Annotated in this window: 23 protein-coding genes and 3 pseudogenes; 4 read left to right on the forward strand and 22 right to left on the reverse strand. The window is 36.8% G+C overall.

Going from position 1 to position 19237, the window contains the following annotated elements; genetic code table 11:
• Nucleotides 1-323: 323 nt before the first annotated feature.
• The 4 genes from cdiI (SNR34_RS22755) to SNR34_RS22770 all read right to left on the reverse strand — a co-directional run bounded on the left by cdiI (SNR34_RS22755) (nucleotide 324) and on the right by SNR34_RS22770 (nucleotide 3492).
• A complete protein-coding gene (cdiI, locus tag SNR34_RS22755; protein ID WP_343261779.1) occupies nucleotides 324-692 on the reverse strand; it encodes a ribonuclease toxin immunity protein CdiI in 369 nt (122 codons plus the stop codon).
• Nucleotides 693-843: 151 nt separating this feature from the next.
• Entirely contained in the window at nucleotides 844-1320 is a 477-nt protein-coding gene (locus SNR34_RS22760) for a hypothetical protein (protein ID WP_486180223.1), read from the reverse strand.
• Nucleotides 1321-2308: 988 nt separating this feature from the next.
• Nucleotides 2309-2992, reverse strand: coding sequence for an Imm3 family immunity protein (locus SNR34_RS22765; protein ID WP_343261781.1), 684 nt, complete (start codon nucleotides 2990-2992; stop codon nucleotides 2309-2311).
• A gap of 5 nt (nucleotides 2993-2997) precedes the next feature.
• Nucleotides 2998-3492, reverse strand: a complete 495-nt coding sequence (locus SNR34_RS22770; protein WP_486180224.1) for a deaminase domain-containing protein — start codon at nucleotides 3490-3492, stop codon at nucleotides 2998-3000.
• Nucleotides 3493-4055: 563 nt separating this feature from the next.
• Between SNR34_RS22770 and SNR34_RS22775 the strand changes: the two genes are divergently transcribed.
• Nucleotides 4056-4310, forward strand: coding sequence for a transposase (locus SNR34_RS22775; RefSeq protein WP_486182504.1), 255 nt, complete (start codon nucleotides 4056-4058; stop codon nucleotides 4308-4310).
• 336 nt (nucleotides 4311-4646) lie between these two features.
• On the opposite strand, the gene SNR34_RS22780 is transcribed toward SNR34_RS22775, so the two are convergent.
• Both SNR34_RS22780 and SNR34_RS22785 read right to left on the reverse strand, forming a co-directional pair.
• Nucleotides 4647-4955 (reverse strand): suppressor of fused domain protein, encoded by a 309-nt coding sequence (locus SNR34_RS22780; protein WP_486180225.1) that lies wholly within the window; start codon nucleotides 4953-4955, stop codon nucleotides 4647-4649.
• A complete protein-coding gene (locus tag SNR34_RS22785; RefSeq protein ID WP_486180226.1) occupies nucleotides 4942-5877 on the reverse strand; it encodes a WG repeat-containing protein in 936 nt (311 codons plus the stop codon). Before SNR34_RS22785 ends, SNR34_RS22780 begins: the two co-directional genes overlap by 14 nt.
• Nucleotides 5878-6275: 398 nt before the next feature.
• On the opposite strand from SNR34_RS22785, the pseudogene SNR34_RS22790 reads away from it, so the two are divergent.
• Nucleotides 6276-6395: pseudogene (locus tag SNR34_RS22790) on the forward strand (IS30 family transposase); the annotation flags it as partial.
• On the opposite strand, the gene SNR34_RS22795 reads toward SNR34_RS22790, so the two are convergent.
• The 4 genes from SNR34_RS22795 to SNR34_RS22810 form a co-directional block, all read right to left on the reverse strand.
• Nucleotides 6388-6669, reverse strand: coding sequence for a hypothetical protein (locus tag SNR34_RS22795; RefSeq protein WP_486180227.1), 282 nt, complete (start codon nucleotides 6667-6669; stop codon nucleotides 6388-6390). The pseudogene SNR34_RS22790 and the gene SNR34_RS22795 overlap by 8 nt on opposite strands.
• A gap of 108 nt (nucleotides 6670-6777) precedes the next feature.
• A complete protein-coding gene (locus SNR34_RS22800; protein ID WP_236421230.1) occupies nucleotides 6778-7296 on the reverse strand; it encodes a hypothetical protein in 519 nt (172 codons plus the stop codon).
• A gap of 752 nt (nucleotides 7297-8048) precedes the next feature.
• Complete coding sequence (locus tag SNR34_RS22805) at nucleotides 8049-8492, reverse strand: SMI1/KNR4 family protein (protein ID WP_486180228.1); 444 nt, start codon at nucleotides 8490-8492, stop codon at nucleotides 8049-8051.
• A gap of 23 nt (nucleotides 8493-8515) precedes the next feature.
• The gene (locus SNR34_RS22810) at nucleotides 8516-8818 is read right to left on the reverse strand and encodes a deaminase domain-containing protein (RefSeq protein WP_486180229.1); all 303 of its coding nucleotides are present in this window, start codon (nucleotides 8816-8818) and stop codon (nucleotides 8516-8518) included.
• 457 nt (nucleotides 8819-9275) lie between these two features.
• Between SNR34_RS22810 and SNR34_RS22815 the strand changes: the two genes are divergently transcribed.
• Entirely contained in the window at nucleotides 9276-9506 is a 231-nt protein-coding gene (locus SNR34_RS22815) for a hypothetical protein (RefSeq protein WP_236421055.1), read from the forward strand.
• A gap of 219 nt (nucleotides 9507-9725) precedes the next feature.
• Here SNR34_RS22815 and SNR34_RS22820 read toward each other — a convergent pair whose 3' ends face one another.
• The 3 genes from SNR34_RS22820 to SNR34_RS22830 all read right to left on the reverse strand — a co-directional run bounded on the left by SNR34_RS22820 (nucleotide 9726) and on the right by SNR34_RS22830 (nucleotide 10992).
• Nucleotides 9726-9887, reverse strand: coding sequence for a transposase (locus SNR34_RS22820; RefSeq protein WP_356724693.1), 162 nt, complete (start codon nucleotides 9885-9887; stop codon nucleotides 9726-9728).
• Nucleotides 9888-10074: 187 nt separating this feature from the next.
• A complete protein-coding gene (locus SNR34_RS22825) occupies nucleotides 10075-10653 on the reverse strand; it encodes a suppressor of fused domain protein (protein ID WP_486180230.1) in 579 nt (192 codons plus the stop codon).
• Between the two features lie 30 nt (nucleotides 10654-10683).
• Nucleotides 10684-10992 carry an HNH/ENDO VII family nuclease gene (locus SNR34_RS22830; protein WP_290371502.1) on the reverse strand — a complete coding sequence of 103 codons (309 nt, stop codon included), beginning with the start codon at nucleotides 10990-10992 and terminating at the stop codon, nucleotides 10684-10686.
• 181 nt (nucleotides 10993-11173) lie between these two features.
• On the opposite strand from SNR34_RS22830, the pseudogene SNR34_RS22835 reads away from it, so the two are divergent.
• Nucleotides 11174-12260: pseudogene (locus SNR34_RS22835) on the forward strand (IS3 family transposase).
• A gap of 122 nt (nucleotides 12261-12382) precedes the next feature.
• On the opposite strand, the gene SNR34_RS22840 reads toward SNR34_RS22835, so the two are convergent.
• The 9 genes and pseudogenes from SNR34_RS22840 to cdiI (SNR34_RS22880) all read right to left on the reverse strand — a co-directional run bounded on the left by SNR34_RS22840 (nucleotide 12383) and on the right by cdiI (SNR34_RS22880) (nucleotide 19237).
• The gene (locus SNR34_RS22840; protein WP_236421057.1) at nucleotides 12383-12871 is read right to left on the reverse strand and encodes an SMI1/KNR4 family protein; all 489 of its coding nucleotides are present in this window, start codon (nucleotides 12869-12871) and stop codon (nucleotides 12383-12385) included.
• Nucleotides 12868-13008 carry an HNH endonuclease gene (locus SNR34_RS22845; RefSeq protein ID WP_356724750.1) on the reverse strand — a complete coding sequence of 47 codons (141 nt, stop codon included), beginning with the start codon at nucleotides 13006-13008 and terminating at the stop codon, nucleotides 12868-12870. Before SNR34_RS22845 ends, SNR34_RS22840 begins: the two co-directional genes overlap by 4 nt.
• A 571-nt stretch (nucleotides 13009-13579) precedes the next feature.
• On the reverse strand, nucleotides 13580-14035 hold the full coding sequence (locus SNR34_RS22850; protein WP_486180231.1) for a DUF6630 family protein: 456 nt from the start codon (nucleotides 14033-14035) through the stop codon (nucleotides 13580-13582).
• Nucleotides 14036-14055: 20 nt separating this feature from the next.
• Nucleotides 14056-15029: pseudogene (locus SNR34_RS22855) on the reverse strand (hypothetical protein).
• A gap of 399 nt (nucleotides 15030-15428) precedes the next feature.
• Complete coding sequence (cdiI, locus tag SNR34_RS22860; protein WP_236421059.1) at nucleotides 15429-15794, reverse strand: ribonuclease toxin immunity protein CdiI; 366 nt, start codon at nucleotides 15792-15794, stop codon at nucleotides 15429-15431.
• Nucleotides 15795-15813: 19 nt separating this feature from the next.
• Nucleotides 15814-17061 carry a CdiA family toxin C-terminal domain-containing protein gene (locus tag SNR34_RS22865; RefSeq protein WP_486180232.1) on the reverse strand — a complete coding sequence of 416 codons (1248 nt, stop codon included), beginning with the start codon at nucleotides 17059-17061 and terminating at the stop codon, nucleotides 15814-15816.
• Nucleotides 17062-17330: 269 nt separating this feature from the next.
• Entirely contained in the window at nucleotides 17331-17879 is a 549-nt protein-coding gene (locus SNR34_RS22870; protein ID WP_486180233.1) for a hypothetical protein, read from the reverse strand.
• The gene (locus SNR34_RS22875; RefSeq protein WP_236421062.1) at nucleotides 17854-18282 is read right to left on the reverse strand and encodes a hypothetical protein; all 429 of its coding nucleotides are present in this window, start codon (nucleotides 18280-18282) and stop codon (nucleotides 17854-17856) included. Before SNR34_RS22875 ends, SNR34_RS22870 begins: the two co-directional genes overlap by 26 nt.
• A 556-nt stretch (nucleotides 18283-18838) precedes the next feature.
• Nucleotides 18839-19237 carry a ribonuclease toxin immunity protein CdiI gene (gene cdiI, locus SNR34_RS22880; RefSeq protein ID WP_236421063.1) on the reverse strand — a complete coding sequence of 133 codons (399 nt, stop codon included), beginning with the start codon at nucleotides 19235-19237 and terminating at the stop codon, nucleotides 18839-18841.

Below are 19237 nucleotides of genomic sequence, written 5' to 3' on the forward strand. Positions count from 1 at the left end.
CCCTTCTTCTGAAGCTATAGATATAAATCAGCCTGTTCATGTCTTTCGAAATAAAACATTTATATCTACACCATACGCATTTCGCCTTCTGATAACGTTCAGTATAGTCTTCATCATCATCCTCTAAATTATTGCTCATTGAAAAATACGTGCAACCAATTCTTAGCCTCCCTCCCGCTCTAATTACTTGACAAGGTACAAATCTCGCTGGGGTGAGAATCACTCACAACTTTTTAGAGGAACTGCCACACTTGGTTTGACAATCAATCCCACAAGATTCTTGTGCTACTATGCAAACAAAATAGTAAAACCTGTTCCATAGGTTATACTATTTTAAATCTTTGTTTAATTTGATGTAACCAAGATTCAATTGCATCCTTGTCATTAGAATGTCTCGACAAATATGCTTCGCTTGCTTCTTTAAGATAAACATAAAAAGTAGGGTAATCCAGTACAATGGCTTCATCTTCAGTTACTGCAGGGTGATCAAAATAATAACAAACTCCATTTTCTCCGAAATATCCTTCTTCCCACTCTTCTAGTTCGCCTGCAAACAAACACCAAATATGCTCAACTCCAAACCCCTGCCCTTTACTATGCTTTTCCAAAGCTCTAAGTAGATTCCCGCCTCCAATAGCAAAATAAAAAAGATCTATCATTTCTTTTTCATGTGTTTTTTTTACATTTGACATAGAGCTGCCCCTTGATTATTTTTTTCAAATCACGGATGAAAATTTGAAATTTTCCCATTTTCATCAAGATATTTCGTAAACCTAAGTCCATTTGAAGCGTATCCAATTACTAATCTTCCTTTAACCACACCACTTTCATAGCCTCTTTACCTCAAATAATCATTAGCACATTTGATATGATCTTAGGATCGTAGACAGTCTTGGGTTTAGAGATATTTTTATATTCACCAGGAATTTCCTCTAAAGCTCTATTCAATGCAGGAATTCTGTAAGATCTACCCCCATCCTTCTTCTTCGATGCTTTAGGTTTCCAAGAGTTCATCTCATTTGGAGCTTCATCTTGGTTATTTTTATTCTTCGACGTCGTACTATTTTTTGGCGTTGTCGTTGTATCTGTCTCACTTGTTTTAGATGAAGGTATGCGACTCGTATTTTTGCTCTCCGACTGGGATGCATTCTTTGCTGATTTACCGGTTGATCCAGAGCCTGCTGCATTATCAGCTACTTCTCTGCTTCTCGAAACAGTCTCTCCCGTTTTACTTTTCTTTTTATTGCCCCAATTGCTGCCTCCACCATACACGATCCTCATCATGTGACTATTTTCCAAAAACTTTTGGGAAAACGTCAAGGTCCACAGTGTTTATTCCTCTTCGGTCCATTCCTCAAAACATAAGGTAATAGTTTTTTGCTTGTAATGCATGACTTCATCAATTGGTAGGTTAACAGATACTGATTTTTGATTGTCATTCTTAAAGTAATGATCAAGCGACACCTAAGCCTTCTTCTAAGCATCTACTTGTTCTATTTTTTCTATAAACTCTTCAAAAGTATCTGCTAAAGGGAATATTGCGTAATCAATGCTCTCAAATGCCCGCTCATAGCACCATAATATAACTTTTGGTGGTAATTTTCGATCAATAAAATATAGACATATATAATCTTCCTACCCAGCATTTGCAATAGGGATACTGCCTTCCTACATCAAATCTCTAAATTCGGTATATACTCTAAAAATACTCTGCTCTTTTTCCGAATCAAATTCTAAAACCTTTATTATTGAAATAGGACCAATTCGATTGTTCAAGACAAGCTTATTACCACAACAAATTTTTTTTTGAGATATAACCCATTTTTTCACTAAATTTATTTGGAAATTCTACATTAAAAACCTTTTCTAATATAGTAATACTTCGCATCTTATTTACCTCCATAAAAGGGAAATTGTGAGTCTCTATTGGTCTTTGGCGGCTTTTTCTCAAGATTAATAAAGACCCTATGAGATCCAGTCGGAGTAGCTGGTGTACTTATATTAAATGGATACTCTTTTTTATAGATCATCAGGATTATACAAGTGTTTTTCAGAAATCTGCGGCATTCATGCCTTCATTTTCTTCATAAAATTGCTTAGGAATGGAATTGTCAAGTTCACCCGTCCCCTAAGTTGTAATCTAAAATAGAAATATTAAAAAGATGATAGCTGTTCTACCAACTATCACCATGTTATCTCTTAATTCAATTTGATTTTGTTTGAAGAAAAGGTATGTCTTTGTCTCTAGAATTCACACAAAATTATTGATATATCTAAATAAAAAATATTGATTGCTATAATAATATCCTTAACTATTTAACTCAAGTACTTTTTTAATTCGTGACTCTAAGTCATTTATCTCTTCAAATAGCAGCTGATCTCCAATATCATCACGATTAAACTGTACCAATTCTTTTAATATGCTATCTGGAATGGATGTATGTTCTTTAACTAATTTTTCTCCTAGTAACATATATATAGTCATTTTTTCACTAGTTGTGTTGTTGCAGGCCCTATCAAAATGTTCTAATACATCTTGAACAATAAATTCTGGCCTCTCATTCTCAACTGTTACAAGATATTGATTTACTTCATTTATAAGTTCCTCATAGTACCATCTTGTATCTGGATATAAATCCACCTGAATAGTATTAAGTAGTTCTAACGCATTATCTCGACGAATAATCAATTCATCAATTTGGCTTTTAGTAATTTGTTTCATTTTGATTTGACTTATGATTTTTTCGAAATTAATTGACTTTAATGCTTTCTCCCTATTCTCCTTTGCCTTAATGAAAATCCTCGAATTTATTTGAGCCAGTTCTACATATAACACATTAATTATTGCCTTCGTCATTTCATCCTCCATGTTCGGACTATAAAATTCACCAAAAGTTCTAACTAAAGCCTCGCTATTACTTACATTGTCTCTCTGCTTCCGTTCTGAAAATTCTTCCATAAATGCATCGATGCACTCTTCATATTTCCACATTTAACTCATTCCCCTTCTGTCTCCATTTTCGGAATCTTATTTCCGTTATTATGAATCACTTCAATATCGAAATTCGGAAAATCTTTTTTAAATTGACTGATAATACTGTTGCAACTAGTACATGTATCTTTTTCAGTAAATAATTTTATTGTTCCTTTTGCACTGTAGTTATTCTTTAGCTGTGATGCTATATCATTTATAATCTTATACTCAGTATCATCATCTCTTAAATATGGTATTCCATCATCGTCTGCTGCTTTTTGCGCTTCGTATTTTGGCTTATTTTTCTTATTAGGTTTAGGAGAAAAGTCCATTAAGTTAGGGTTTTTACCGTGTTCTGTAACTTGACTATGAGCAAAAAACTCTGTTTTATTTATTCCTTCAATATTTACCTCGGCATAGCCCATATTAGCACCAGATTTATTCAAAACCCTATTTGATAGAGTTGACTTAATTATTGTTTCTTTTTCATTTTGTTCCCTACTTCTATCCAAGTTCAAATAGGGGTTTAACAAAAGAGGAAATTTACCCCTATTCCCATCATCCCTATGGAGCGGTGTATTCTAAAGTTCCGAGTAAATTAAAAAACGCAAGAAAACGAAGATAACTAAAAACAGGTCAATTACGGTAGTATCTGACCATAATCAACCTGTTCAATGTAACGGAATAGCGTTATTTAGGGTATAAAATTCAAGCATTAATGTGCTTACAAACGAAATGTAGAATCTTTATTCGGGTATTATATGGGATAAATCTGCTTGGCTCAGAGCCCAATACACTCCCTACTTGGTGGGGTCCATCCATCAACAGCTGATACAGAGAGAACAGGGAAAAAGAAACCATAGCACTGGCGGCTATTTCACTATTTCCTCACTTCAATATTTACATTTTACTGTTTTGGATTCTGAAGTCAATTTCACAAATTCCCTCTTGAGCAGCTTCCTTTATCTCATCATCATTGTAGTTCAGATATTTTTCTAGTAGCTGTCTGTACTCCTTTTTACCTGAAAAGCCCAGAAAGGTCAAAACGTACGTCAAATGATCTTTTCTGAATTTTCAAACAATCGGGCGATCCCGAGGCAGAATAACGACCAAAATACATGTCATAGTCGACGGTCTTGCTAACCCGATTTGTTACGAGTTAACCGGCGGTCACCGTCATGACTGCGTAACAGGGTGTGAAATGCTTCAGTCGATGGGTCTTCAAGGGATGAAGGTAATTGCTGACCGAAAATACGACATGAATAACATTCTAAACCTCCTAGGTGAGAAGAAAGCTATGGCGGTCATTCCAAGCCGAAATCATTGCAAAATCTAGCGTGAATGCGATTGGGGGTTGTACAAAGAACGCCATCTCGTAGAATGTTTGTTTAACAAATTGAAGCACTATCGCAGGCTGGCTACACAATATGATAAGTATCCTGCACGTTTGGAGCCTTTTTAACGCTGGCTTCTATTTTGCTATGGTTAAATTAGGTTTGAAAACACGCTCTAATTTAAGGCCTTTTTTTTCAAATATCACTTAGACGGAAATACTTTTAAAACAACCACTCTAACAGCATCTGATATTGTTGAAAAATCGACCACCCGGATTACAATGGTTATTCCCAAGTAGTAAAAAGCTTAACCGGGCACACTCGATTAAGCTTTCACGTCATACATTTAATACAGATTCTCTTACAGCTGGGCTGTAGTTAATATAACCATGTTCAAACATGGCATCCGCGACAATGTATATATCATCTTCCGTTTTGGCAATCTGAAGTTCCTCAGCGGTTACGCCTAATAACAAGTTAATTCTACCGTAGCCAGAAGCAACAGGTATAAATTCAGGTAAGTCTATAGGTGGAACAACGATGAACCCACTTAAATCTGTATTCGGAATCTTCCCTTCCCGATATTCTACAAACTGACCAGGATAAATATGATTGTTGGTTTCTTTCCTCCCTTTACCAAAGATCAAAATTCCAGGGTTTAAACACCCATTTTCCTGTATGATCTACGTAACCCCATTCTCCATTATACGTTACATGCCCAAGCCCATTGCAAAGTTCACTAGCTGTAGTAAACACACTCTTCAAAATGTATTTTCCTCTTTTATCCACATAACCATACATATCTTTATGTTCAACAGGGGCCACATTATTGTGAAATGCACCTACGCTCTGAAATTTAGTTTTAATAACAACATTCCCTGATTTATCAAGAAATCCCCACTTCCCCCCGGATTTCAGTCTAAATCCTGCCAGTCCTTCTGAGAAATCAGACACTTGATAATACATAGGTTGTATAACAAACTCCCCTTGCTTATTGATAAATCCATAAAGATCTCCATCTACAGAAGCTGCAGCCAGTCCTTCTGAAAAATTCGATACCGAATAAAATTGATAATCGATTTTCAGTTCACCCTTATTATTGATATAACCGTATTTGGACCCTTTTTCAACCATTGCTAAACCATCTGAAAATGTACCGATAAAATCAAAGATCGGATCGATCATAACATTTCCTACCACGTCAAAAACGCCATATTTCCCGTTTCTCTCGGCAATAATTGAACGATCTTCATTTATACCTTGTATTCGATCATAGATTGGTTCGATCTCAAAATCCCCTTGCTTATTGATACACCCATACTTTCCTTTATGATAAATCATGGCCAACCCATGTTCAAAATCACCTAAATAATCAGCATTTAATTCAATGACCCATTCGTTTTCAGTATTTATATAGCCTTTCTTATTATCAAAAGTCCAAACATACGCTAAACCTTCATGAAAATTGTTCACTTCCTTATATGAAGGCTCAATAACAATATCTCCTTGCCCATTAATAAAACCATATTTTTCATTTACCTTAATTTCAAATAAATTAGCGTTGCTCATATAAAATACCATCTCCTAGTGAAAAGGTCCTGGAAATCTACACCAATCTTTAGGCCACTTTTGTATATTTGTTGAAACAGGATTGTAAACTACATCTATATTTTTGCCTGGCATGCCGACTCTCTACAAGCTCTTTTTTTTCTGTCCAACTAAGTGTAGCCGATCCAATGCACAATTAAATGAGTATAACGCTCTCGTTCCATAGATATTTTCATCTCTCAATAAATCGACCTGACTAAACGCATGGTTATGCTCCAGTTCAGCGATAAACAACGCGTAAAAGTCTCCTGTCGTCGGATAGGTAAACAAACCATAACTTTCAGGTGAGATTAACTTGTTCACTTCCCTAAGTTTTTCGGAAGATATGTATGGTCAAACTCTCCCAACACCTTCTGAGCTCCTTCAAATCGATTTACAGCTGGATCTACGACGGACGGCTGGTTCAAAGGGAGTTACAGGTTCTCCGCCATAAAGGAAAGCGTCAGAAACCCAATAAAAACCGTGGTAAATTTACCATTGAATATTTATAAGTAGATTTGTATCCACACCATAAGCTTCAAGATTCATGTCTCGAAAACGTTCTAAATATTCTTCATCTTCATCTTCATCTAGATTAATATTTAAAGAAAAGTAAGTAGCAGTCATACTTATCTGTCGATCACCCGACCAATCTTTTATATATGCATCATAATTTATTAGTTCTACAAATAACACTTCGTATAAAACACAATGGATAAGTTTCCTCAATTCTTCTTTAGAGAATGGGCAATCAAAAGATAATCTAAAATCCATTTTATTCAAACCTCCAGTAATAACCGGATGAACTGAGTTCATTTTGATTTTCACAGAAAAGAACCCACAGCAGTGTGTCAAGTTCGCATTGTGAGTAATTAGTAATCTCTATTTTTCACTTTCCTTTAAAAAGTCTTCTTTATCATAAGGATAATTCAGTAGTTCTAGATTTTCTGTAGTCAAATACCACCATCGATAATCTAAATTACTGTTTATTAATAAACGCCCCTTAACCCTCTTCAATAGCGGATATGAGGTATCGTCCAACACAAACAAATCCGAATCGTTTAACTGTAATAGTTTTCCAATGACTTCGAGCAGCTTTAACCATCCGATTTCAAACGAATATGATTTAAATTGAATACTAAAAAAGACATTCGTATCCACACCATATGATTCGAGATTTGCTTTCCTAAAACGTTCAGTATAGTCGTCATCATCATCTGAATTAGTGTCCATTGAAAAATATGTGCACACGACATTTACCTCCTGAGCAAAGGACGAATCCCGTACCTCGGCCTCATAATCGATTAATTCTACAAATAATACTTCAAATATCATACTGTAAAGCAATTCCCCCAATTCTTTTTTGGGCAAATCAGAACCAATATATAATGAAAAATCCATATTACTTATACCTCCAATACTGATCTAGTTACTTTACGAGTATATCTCCAGATTCAATTATCATTAAGGTCAATGCTCTCCAAATTCAAATCGCTAATATCTTTTTCTATTCTACTATTGTAGATATCAACCCATTAATATTTGCTACTTTTAAAGCTTCTGAATGCCCCATTTCAACAATACTTGCTGCCTCTAAATAATTTCTACAAATTTTATAATGTATAGGATTGTTGATCCTGTACTTCTTACTTCTTCAGCTTTCTTTTCAGCAACAACATCAATCTTAACTTTAAATTCTTCCCAGGAGGGTCACCATACCTCTTCGTAAATTCATCCGTCCCCTAAGTTGTAAACTTAAAATTGGGAGTAATGAAGGTGGTAACCATTTTTCTAATTACCACAATTATATCAGCTTGCTTGGCGTTCTATTAGAGTTGCCGCCGCTCTATAACTAAAAACAGCTCTATCATGGTAGTATCTGACCATAATCAACCTGCTGGATTTATCGGAATAGCGTTATTTAGGGTTTAAAATTAAAGCATTTGATGTGCGTACAACCGCAATGAAGAAATCTTTATACGGGTATTACAAGGGTTATATGTGTTATTGGTTAAATGATGGATTCATTCGGCACTGGGGGTGATCTATTTCATCTACCGCCATACATATGGAGGATAAAAAAAGACCACAACACGGGCGGCTAGCTCATATTGTGGCACTATTGGTTATTATTGAATTAAACTCGATATATATCAGTCATACAATGAAATTAAAAATTCCGAAAGTGTATCACTAACTTTCTTGAAATCAGTTAGATCAAGACTTTCATCATAAAGATACACAGGTGGATTATCACCCTCATCCAAATTGAAAAACCAAAACATATATCCTTGGTGCATCATAAACACAAACTGATTATCTGTGAGTTTTTTTGAGAAACTATTTTCCTCTAAAAGTTCTACAGCCCATTCTTTTAACTCTAATATATACTTCATAGTATAATGTGTACCAGTCAAAAACTCTGCGCCATTCCCAAACTTACTCATAAAATCTAAATAATTCGAGGGCAGCGTTTTTGTTGGAGAAAAATGTTTTAATTTTGTTAGCTCATCTTCACTACAAGGCTTCATTGGGTATGATTTTTTTTCTAATGTTAATAAGAATTCCTTTAAATCACCCTTATTTGAAATATCCATGTTAAATCTCCTCCATATTCTACTCAATTCAAGTCATCCAAGATTTGAACTCTCGTGACTTTGATATTCGGAAAATCAATTTGAAATTGATCAATAATATCATTACAACTTTTACAAATAGGGTTATGTGACATAATTTCAATACTGCCTTTAACATGAGGATTATTTTTGAACCTTTCTCTCAGATATTCTATCATCTTTTGCTCTGTATCTTGCAACCTTCCTTTATTATCTGACCCTCTATATTTATAGTGATTTTTAGGTGGTCTAGGATAGTTATCCTTATGATTTGGATGATTTGGATGATTTGGATCATATCCACTCATTGATTCAAGATTTATTGATACGTGTTGTTTTTACACTTACTGATCAGAATTATCTTTTTATCAAGAAGACGCACTTACAGTAGTTATTGATCTCAGGTTCGGAAAAAATGGGCACCCGCTTCTTGAGCGTAGCAGATGAAATCGGCGAGTAATAAAAAAACTGCGAGAAAACGAGGGTAACAAAAACAGGTCAATTATGGTAGTATCGGACCATAGTCAACCTGTTTGATTGTATCGGAATAGCATTATTTGGTTATAACTGTACTTGCCCAAAATTGGTTCCATGAAATGTAAAAAGAGACACACCCGACTCTCTGCGTAAAATAGAAGTATCACCAACCCCCCCGCGCAGAGGTGAACAAGCTTTGCTTCCTACATCTAAAAATCGAAAACCAACCTGGTGACCGTTAGCTCCTCCGCTTATCGAATATATCGTTATGAAGGGAAACTCGATCTCTTGGAATACGCCGTCCTGCTGCTGTATTGGAAAGAGGGGAAAGGTTTTGATCCCAAGCAAATGAAAGCTTTTCTAAGTACGGATGTTTCACTAAGCAATGATGAGATTCTGAGTTATTATAGTAAACGTTGGGCGATAGAAACGTATTTTCGAACCGCGAAAGTCCATCTGGCCATGGATTGTTACCATTCTCGATCAACTCAAGCGATTGATCATTACCTGACCCTGTAGATTCCCTCGCTTGCAGAAGCTTTTAGCCCTGAACCGAGTCATGAGCTTCACCATCCGTTAATTCGAAACGTAGTGGATTTCCTAACGCATCGACGATGGCATGAATTTTGGTACTTCATCCACCACGGGAACGTCCGATCGCTTGCTTGCTTTTGCCCCTCTTTGCGCCCGATCATGGTGATGAACACGCACAATCGTGGCATCAATCATAATACTTTCTCATTCGTTATCCAGGGAGACAGCCTTCATCACCTTATCCCAAATCCCGGCGTTCTGCCAACGTCGAAAGCGAGTGTACACGGATTTCCAATGGGGAAAGTGGTCAGGAAGATCACGCCATGGGGCGCCTGAACGTGCAACCCAAAGCATTGTATTTAACATGATTCAGTTGTCCAAAGCGGGATGTCCTCCTTGTGGTTTTCGTTCAGGTGGAAACAGATCTCGGACTCGCTGCCATTGGTCTCTTTGATCTCATATCGAGTATTCATCTAAACTATTTAACCCATGCATTACTATATTAAACGGTTTGAAGACACACCTTAGCTGTTTTGACACTAGTAGCACGATACTACAAAACCGATTTTCGTTCAATATCGAAAATATCAATCTGCTTCTGCTCAAATAGGTCTTCAAGTTTATTGGAGCCATATTCTTGAGCAAATAAGTATTCATTTTCAGAAATTGGGACAGCAAGCAACCATGCAACTTTTTTATCTTGAAAATCAATTGTTTGTAATTGCTCTTCCCAAAGAAATGGAGGCACGAAGAGCATATGTTTCATGTCTATATCAGGATAATACATCTTCACCACATCATTGAATATTGCGCCTGGATAAATCGGCATTTTTGAATTAATTATACAAAATGCACAAGTTGCTAAAATATTCGAAAATTTTTTATGGCTTGTTGCACTTGCCCCTACAATTTCTACCCTCAAAAACTTCCCATCTACAATTTTTCCTATTGAATGCATATATAATCCGAGAGTTGCATATGACGTAATACCTTCCCATGGTCTATCAACAGTTGATAAAATATCAATATTACCCACTTCATCATCATCCCAATATTTGTGAATAACGGGATTCCCACCTAATGCTTTTAAAGCTGATTTAGCGAGCAATTTACTATCATTTGGTATTTCCATTATACCCCTCCTGCTCCAACACTCCTAAACTTAATCTCCGAAATAATTGTCCGTTAAATCTTCACCCTTATGGCTGTGATTGGATTCTGGGAGCTCCGGATAGTAGTGTTTAGGATTGTTGTGCTCATCTAGAAATTGTTCTCTTGTTATACCTCTTTGTTGTGCACTTTTCTTATGCTTTCTAAATTCATAACCTGGCTTATGCCCCATTTCCCATGGCTCGTCTTTGTTCATTATGACATTAGTCAATGGATCTCTTACATTACCATCTTCATCTTTAGCATTATCCCAAACCGCATCTCTTACACCATTTCTATATATTTTCAATTTGAAACTCATTCCATGTTATCGTGCTAGAAGCACTATTATCCATCCCCTCAACACTTTCCGAATCGTCCTTCCGTTGATCCGAACTCCCCCTAGGTTTCTCCGATGTAGTGGTGGATCGGCTACACTTAGTTGGACAGAAAAAATAAGGGCTTTAGAATAGAACTATCATATTAAGGAGCGGATTTCTACAATGCCTAAACAACAACGACGCACATTCACAACGGAGTTTAAAAAACAAATGGTAGAGCTCTATGAAAACGGCAAGCCCAGAGCTGCCATTGTGGAGGAATACGACCTCACTGCTTCGGCTCTAGACCGTTGGATCAAGCAATCGCAGGCCACTGGCTCTTCCAAAGAGAAGGACAACCGTTCACCTGAAGAAAACGAATTAATGGCTATGCGTAAAGAGCTTGAGCGTCTACGGATGGAGAACGACATTTTAAAGCAAGCCGCGCTGATCATGGGACGAAGGTAGCTATCATCCAGAATAACCGTGAACAATACTCGGTATCAGCAATGTGTAATGTCCTCGAAATCGCCAAAAGCACCTTCTATCATGAAGCGAAGGAAAAGCCCAATGTAGATGAGCTCACGGAAGCTATTGTGGAGATATTCCACAACAATCGAAAAGTCTACGGTACACGAAAGATAAAAGCCAAGCTTCAGGTCGAATCATGCAAGAGCAAGGCCTCGTCTCCGCGTACACCGTTGCCCAGTTTAAACCTCACAAAACGGCCTGTAATGAGGCAACAACGGCGAATGAACTGGGTCGTGAGTTTAATCAGACGGAAGCAAAGCGCTTCGTGGTAAGCGAGCTCACATATGGGAAGGTCGGGTATCGATGGCATTACGTTTGCGTCCTCATTGACTTGTTCAATCGCGAGATCATTGGCCATAGTGCAGGTCCACATAAAGACGCTGCTCTGGTTTCCCCTGCCTTCGCAACGGTAGAAGGCGACTTGAGCCAAATCCAGTGGTTTCATACGAATCGTGGGAGTGAGTTTAAGAACCATACGATGGACCAGCTTTTAGGCATGTTTGGTATTGGCCGATCACTCAGCAAGAAAGGATGTCCTTACGATAACGCCGTGGCCGAAGCCACCTACAAGATCATGAAAACGGAGTTTATTTACCAGATGGAATTCCGAAACCTCCGTCATTTGGAATTGGAATTATACGACTACATCAACTGGTTTAACAGGCACCGAGTTCATGGATCACTGGGATATTTGACGCCTGTTCAGTATCGTCAAGCAGCCCTTAAAAAAGTTGTCTGATCTAATGTTGACAATCCACTTTCGTGTGTCTTCATCTATCAAATGAACCTAAAAAAACTCACTCCTAATTATAGTTTTATATAGGAGTGAGTTCTGTATGTTATAGAATCTACAGACATTTATTAATCATGCAAGCTCTCAAGTAGTTCAGTGAATGAATTAGCCACAAAAAATATGTTCTCTCGCGCTCTTTCTTCAGCTTGTTCGACAGACAAACCTTCGTCCTGGACGAGAATTGATTTCTCCCACGCTCCTTCATGCTCCCAAAAAACGATCTTCGGCATATCTTCACTCTCTTTATAGTCAAAACAAATTAAGTTTCCAGCCGGATCGAATGCAAAAGGAATTACTCCAGTCGGTAATGTTTCTTTATAGTTCTCATAGACCTTCAAAAAGTTGTCTGGACTTGACTCATCAAATGACAGGAGAGAACCAAACACCTTTTGTTTATGTCCTACATCAAAGACTTCAGGTTCTACATTCGCACCATGATTAACCATCGAACATAATATATAGTCTAGTGGAAATCTATAACCTATTTTTTTTGAAACTGCATCAATTTCTTCTCGACTCACTTCTTTATCAGCAAATTGCCATTCAACATTCATCATCTTATTCCATCCCCCCATATCGCATTTCCACCCAAGTGATTTACGCCATGTGTATCTGTGACCACTAATTGCATTTTTCCAGTTACTTGATGATGATGCCAAGTTAAACCTTGAATTCTAGCTTTCCCCGCTTCAATCTGTGCTAATTGTTTCTCATTAAATTTACTTTTGGAACCTCTCCATTTTCAATTGCTCTTTGAGCAATCCATTCATTTTCTTCTGATGAACGGTTATCCTCCTCTTTGAAAGAACTCGAGGTCTTGGCTTGCTTGATCCAGCGATCCAGAGACGAGGCAGTGAGGCTATATTCCTCAACCAGATCCGCTTCTTAGGAAGATAGGTTTATTCTACAAGCCCTTATTTTTGTCCAATTAAGTATAGCTGATCCAGAGATTTTCTACAGTTGCGAGTAAATTGAAAAATCGTAAGAAAACAAAAAACAGATGAATTAGATCTGTCCGTAATCCACCTGTTTGATTATACTTTTTTTCTACACACGTATCTTTTAGTACATACAAGCAAAACATAGGTTATTGAGGTAAGGGGAGACATTTCACTCGACATTTGGTAGCCTATAAGTGGAAAGAGTACACTGAGTTTATTATCGCCTAAAGAATAAAAAAACTACAACACTAAAAATCCACAAGAATTCGGTGAGAGTTTTTTGAATACCACAAGATCAATTCTCCCCTTACTCTCCTACAAATTTTATATGTATAATTGGATATGACGTTCCTTTTTGGGTATGTCTTCATCTTTCAATAAATCCACTTGCGTTAATCCTTCCTTATCCCCAATACTAGCAATGAACAGAACATAGAAGTCCCCTGCTGTCGGATAAGAAAATAAACCGTACCCTTTTGGATAAATCAGCCTATTCACTTCCCTAATTTTCTCAGGAAGATATTTATATTCGAACTCCCCCAATAATTCCAACTCATCCGAGGTTCCCAACTCGAGATTATGGGCAAACTCATAGTCCAAAATGTAATTGATGATTTCGTTGCCCTCTTCCCCTTTGTAATCCAAAAACAAAAATCTTTTGGACGCCAAACCATAATTCAGCATACTGTAATATGTCGATGATTCGTCTGGGTCATTCAATATTTTATCAACGACCTCTGCATTTGCAAATATGATAGGTACCAAATCTTTCTGAACCATATGCTCGCCGCGCTCCTTTTCTATTCAAACAGATTTCCATACTGATTTGGGATATACTCAGGGTAATTTTCACGATAAAAATCATCAATCATTCGTAACATAGGGTCCCATTCTGGATAAGGTTCTGGATGTTTAATTTCCATTTTAGCCTCTGGTGTATTCATTAGGTAGTCATTGAATTCATCAGGGTTGGTTAAACCTAGACTTTTTCGTACATAAAGCAAAAACAGAATTTCGTAAGGATAAAATCCATACATATAATCACCAAATTCCTCAAACTGACCAATTTCCGCTGCTAAGTTGAGATGATAAATAGACATATCGGTGATTAGCACAGTGATCAATCCAAGATCAGATGTTCTCCATTGTTGCAACACATCTTCATACACACTCAGGTTCTCTGGAATCAAGCCTGTGTTTATGCCCTGCTCATTCAATCTCTTTATTGTATTTTTCGAAACCTCTATGTCCGTACCCCATATCTTCTGATTTCTAAATTGTAAATAAAGCTCTAAAAGAAACCATAGATGTTTATGGGTCTCCTTTACATTCAAATATTTTGTCCCAAATCGTTTTTCCATGAAGTTAAATAGTATGTTCTCCTCTTTCTCCCACCCAAAAATAACAAAATGGACCAACGCAATAATAATTTTTTCAAAAGAATACTCCAGCATCATATTAGGATACCGATCCTTATAAACATCTTGAGCCATGCATTGATAGAATACAACCTTTTGAACTGTTTTAAGATGCTCAGGGATGTTTCCTCCGTTAATGAGAACATCTTGTTTCCACAACGAGAGATGATAAGACAATACTGATTCAAGATTAATTAATAATATGTGATCTACAGCTTTTTTATTTTGCTCAATTATTTCTTTTATTTTTTTAAAATCCTCTGTGTACTCTTTTTTCACATCTTCCAACTTAATGCCATCTATAAAGTTTTTCCGATATTTTTAAAGGAAATATCTACTTTCTTTATGTTTATCATAGCCAACCTCCTTATATTTACTTTAATGCATTTTCCACGTTTTTACTTTAACCACATTCACACCAAAACCAACTTTCGTATATTTACATCGGCCTCCACTCTATAAAATTCAAACCGTAAATCAGGATACAGCTCCTATGGTAATCCATCTCTACCCGTCCGAAGAAAGTCCGTTCTCGTGAAACGTTTAGGCACTGGGGAACTGATACGTGGTTTCAGGTCGTGGAAAAGGTAAAGAGTGCATAGCCACACTCATTGAATGAAAAACGCATCTGTATACCGCGTTCCCATGCCTGATAGAACTGATTGTGTTTACGCTCTCTATGTTGAAGTTGTAGACAAGATTTGATTATTATATCTATCTAAGTCATGATATTGGTTAGAAATGTTCTCGCCAACTTATTCAATGTTGAACTTTTGTTTGATTTCCATTAATCGAGCTTCAACCTCATCCTTAACAATTGGATTCCGTATTAAATAATCCATACTTGCTTCATTTAGATACTGATAGAAAGTTGGGTAATCTAATACAATTCTCTGATCTTCCTCTACCGCAGGGTAGTCAAAAAAATAACAAACTCCCTCATCTCCGAAATAACCTTCTTCCCACTCATCTAACTCACCAGCAAAAACACACCAAACACTCTCACTACCACCAAACCCATTTCCATTGCAGTAGTTTTTAAGTGCATCTAAAAAATATTTCCCCTCAAGGTGTCGATAATACATATCTAATAATTCTTTCTCTGTTAATTTGACACTCATCAAATCACCCTCCTAGAAATTAGTCTGAAGTGGTCGGAAAGAAATTAGTCACTTTTCCATTTTCATTGAGGTAACCCGTGAATTTCAAGCCATTCGATGCTGTTCCTCGAATTTCCCTACCCACAATTTCTCCATTCATCATCGCTTCTTTCCCCCATTGTATTATTTGATCATTCGAGATTACACTTGGATCATATACAGTCTTAGGATGTGATATATTTTTATACTGATCAGGTATTACTTTCAATTCCCTATCAAGTGCTGGTATTCTATACTGAATTTGATAGACTCCAGGGATTGTGGGGTGTGGCGTTTTGGAAACAATAAGGTCATCAAAATTCCAACCTTGATCTGTTAAAATCTTTTCGAAACTATCTAAATTGTGACCTCCCACAACGCCTTTATTCCCTTTCCTTACAATACTCTGTGCATTTATTAGATGATCGTCAAAACCGTCTACATACTCGAATTTATTCTTAGTCACCCATGTAACATTATTATCTCCGTATTTAGATCTAAAGTATGCATCCCAGTCTTCGCCAAACATAGGTTTCTGGGCTTCCCAATTGTCATCTTCTCTATCATCGAAATCTTTCGTATCTTCCTTCAGCTTATGGACATTCGAATTCTCCTTAGGTTTATCTGTCTTGGAGGATTCTGGCGGTTTAGAATCATCTTTCGGTTTACCCTCATCCTTCTTCTTCGATGCTTTAGGTTTCCAAGAGTTCACCTCATTCGGAGCTTCATCTTGGTTATTTTTATTCTTCGACGTCGTGCTGTTTTTTGGCGCTGTTGTTGTATCTGACTCACTTCTTTTAGATGAAGGTGTGCGGCTCGTATTAGTGCTCTCCGACTCGGATGCATTCTTTGCTGGTTTAGGAGGTGATTCTGATTCATTTTCGTTTGGTTTGTTCTTCGACGCTGTGTGATTCGTTGATGGTTTTGTCGTGTCTGACTCACTTGTTTTCGACGAAGGCGTACGACTGGTATTATTCTTCTCCGTCTCGGATGCATTCTTCGCTGGTTTAGGAGGTGATCCTGATTCATTTTCGTTTGGTTTATTCTTCGACGTCGTACTGTTTTTTGGCGTTGTTGTTGTATCTGTCTCACTTGTTTTAGATGAAGGTGTGCGACTCGTATTAGTGCTCTCCGACTCGGATGCATTCTTTGCTGGTTTAGGAGGTGATCCTGATCCTGTTTCATTATCGTATACTTTTCCGCTTTCTGAAGCAGATTCGCCTGTTTTATTTTTCTTTTTATGCCCCAATTGCTGCCTTCACCAGACACGGCCCCCATCTTTTGACTATTTTCCAAAAAATTCTTACCGATAAGTTAAAAAACGCAAGGAAACGAAGATAACAAAAAACAGATCAATTATGGTGGTATCTGACCATAGTCACCTGTTTGATGTAAAGGTATATAATTATTTTAAATTATAAGTTGTTTGGGATATGACTTATCAACTTGGAACACCACCACGCAAGTCCAAGAACTGGCACTGGGCCGTGGCTGATTCAAGTTACATATTTTATTAATTCAAGGGGCTTGCACCCTAAACATTGTTTCATTAAGATCAATTCTCTCCAAATTGAAATCGCTAATATCTTTTTCTATCCTACTACTATGGAAATCAACCCAATTTTCAAGAACAAAAGCAGCACTACCACAACTCAGTGCCCTGTCGCTATCAAATCTTAAATTTCCACCCCTTTCAAAAAAATTAATAATGGGTTCATAAATATTTGCTACTTTTAAAGCTTCTGAATGCCCCATTTCAACAATACTTGCTGCCTCTAAATAATTTCTACAAATTTTATAATGTATAGGATTGTTGATATTGGGTAATTTTTCATCAAAATTCCTATCGATCTTTAGCAACAAATTATTGTCATCTATATTGAAAATTTTAAGCGGACTTCCTATCGGGTTATGGTTAGAAGAATAAGTTTTCACAAAAACAGCCATTCTTCTCAAGTATTCGGACAACAAGACCGAATGGGATTCTTTGGGTTCTTCTTCAATAGACCAGTTAATATCCTTTATCCTTTTTACTGCACTACTAAAAGACAATATCATAAAAGTCACCTTTTCTAATTTGATGAAATTTCGCACTTTCTTCCTTATAACCCGGGAATGTTCCAAATTTAGGTTGAGGTACAGCATTCTCATGTGCACCTGGAGGCTTTGATCTCCAAACTTTCTCCTCAAAATCCCAAGATTCTGGATTTCTATAATATTCATTTCCTGAATCCATTCGGGCTTTTTCATCTAATTCATGTGCTTTTAACTGCTGAAACCATTTTTTCTGTTCTGGCGTTAGTTCTCCTTCCATTGCCTTATGAAAAGCATATATTACTTCAGGATCCGGTGTTAATTTAGAGTTATAAAAGTACAAACCTTTCTCATCGTAAGCTGGAAGATCATATTTATTAAGAAAAAGATGTGATTTTAAATTTATTGCCTCTTGTAACTCCAAACCAGTATTCATTGCAAACTCCTCTATATTTTTCAATCCTGTACTTCTTACTTCTTCAGCTTTCTTTTCAGCAGCAACATCAATCTTAACTTAATTCTTCTACAGGAGGGTCACCATACCTCTTCGTAAATTCACCCGTCCCCTAAGTTGTAAACTTAAAATTGGGAGTAAAGAAGGTGGTAACCGTTTTTCTGATTACCGCCATTATATCAGCTTGCTTGGCGTTCTATTAGAGTTGCCGCCGCCCTATAACTAAAAACAGCTCTATCATGGTAGTATCTGACCACTATCGACCTGTTCATTGCGACGCAATAGCGTTGTTTAGGTTATAAAATTAAAGCTAATGTGCGTACTCCCGAAATGACAAAATCTCTAAACGGGTATTACGTGGGTTATTCGTTGAACTGTTGGTAATTCGGCACTGGTTGGGATGGACTACTTCACCAACTGCTGTGCCCATACCAAGGAACGAAAAAAACACAACACGGGCATTGCTCGTGTTGTGGATCCGTTCATTGTATTGTCCAATTCCTGACGCTCTTATGGATTATACTCGCCAATTCAATTGTTATTCTTTAATATTATATTTTTCTTTTATTCTTAATAAAGATTTGTTTATTAAATCTTTTTGGTCAGCGTTCTTTTCAATATAAAAACTACATGCTACCTTCAAGTAATCATACAGTTCTTTGTAACTTACAATATCATAATTATCATCTACACCATAATAAAATAAAACACTATTCTCGCCAAAGTAACCTTCTTCGCCAACATCGTATTCATCTGAATATATAACCCCCATATAATCTCGTCTCTCAACGTATTCGTTTAAAAATCCATCTAATACCTTAACAAAGTCATACTCTAATACAAAATCGCCAAGAACATCAATAACTGAGCCTTTTTCAAGTCCGTTTTCTTCGTACCTGAGAATAAACTTATTCTTATCATCGTAAACAGTGGTCAT

Source organism: Paenibacillus sp. XP01, assembly GCF_057364885.1.

Excerpts from the sequence above, each read along its gene's own strand:
- cdiI (WP_343261779.1), bottom strand. The coding sequence starts at position 692 with ATGTCAAATGTAAAAAAAACACATGAAAAAGAAATGATAGATCTTTTT.
- SNR34_RS22765 (WP_343261781.1), bottom strand. The coding sequence starts at position 2,992 with ATGTGGAAATATGAAGAGTGCATCGATGCATTTATGGAAGAATTTTCA.
- SNR34_RS22785 (WP_486180226.1), bottom strand. The coding sequence starts at position 5,877 with ATGAGCAACGCTAATTTATTTGAAATTAAGGTAAATGAAAAATATGGT.
- SNR34_RS22795 (WP_486180227.1), bottom strand. The coding sequence starts at position 6,669 with ATGGATTTTAGATTATCTTTTGATTGCCCATTCTCTAAAGAAGAATTG.
- SNR34_RS22800 (WP_236421230.1), bottom strand. The coding sequence starts at position 7,296 with ATGGATTTTTCATTATATATTGGTTCTGATTTGCCCAAAAAAGAATTG.
- SNR34_RS22805 (WP_486180228.1), bottom strand. The coding sequence starts at position 8,492 with ATGGATATTTCAAATAAGGGTGATTTAAAGGAATTCTTATTAACATTA.
- SNR34_RS22810 (WP_486180229.1), bottom strand. The coding sequence starts at position 8,818 with ATGAGTGGATATGATCCAAATCATCCAAATCATCCAAATCATAAGGAT.
- SNR34_RS22820 (WP_356724693.1), bottom strand. The coding sequence starts at position 9,887 with ATGTTAAATACAATGCTTTGGGTTGCACGTTCAGGCGCCCCATGGCGT.
- SNR34_RS22825 (WP_486180230.1), bottom strand. The coding sequence starts at position 10,653 with ATGGAAATACCAAATGATAGTAAATTGCTCGCTAAATCAGCTTTAAAA.
- SNR34_RS22830 (WP_290371502.1), bottom strand. The coding sequence starts at position 10,992 with ATGAGTTTCAAATTGAAAATATATAGAAATGGTGTAAGAGATGCGGTT.
- SNR34_RS22840 (WP_236421057.1), bottom strand. The coding sequence starts at position 12,871 with ATGATGAATGTTGAATGGCAATTTGCTGATAAAGAAGTGAGTCGAGAA.
- SNR34_RS22850 (WP_486180231.1), bottom strand. The coding sequence starts at position 14,035 with ATGGTTCAGAAAGATTTGGTACCTATCATATTTGCAAATGCAGAGGTC.
- cdiI (WP_236421059.1), bottom strand. The coding sequence starts at position 15,794 with ATGAGTGTCAAATTAACAGAGAAAGAATTATTAGATATGTATTATCGA.
- SNR34_RS22875 (WP_236421062.1), bottom strand. The coding sequence starts at position 18,282 with ATGAATACTGGTTTGGAGTTACAAGAGGCAATAAATTTAAAATCACAT.
- cdiI (WP_236421063.1), bottom strand. The coding sequence starts at position 19,237 with ATGACCACTGTTTACGATGATAAGAATAAGTTTATTCTCAGGTACGAA.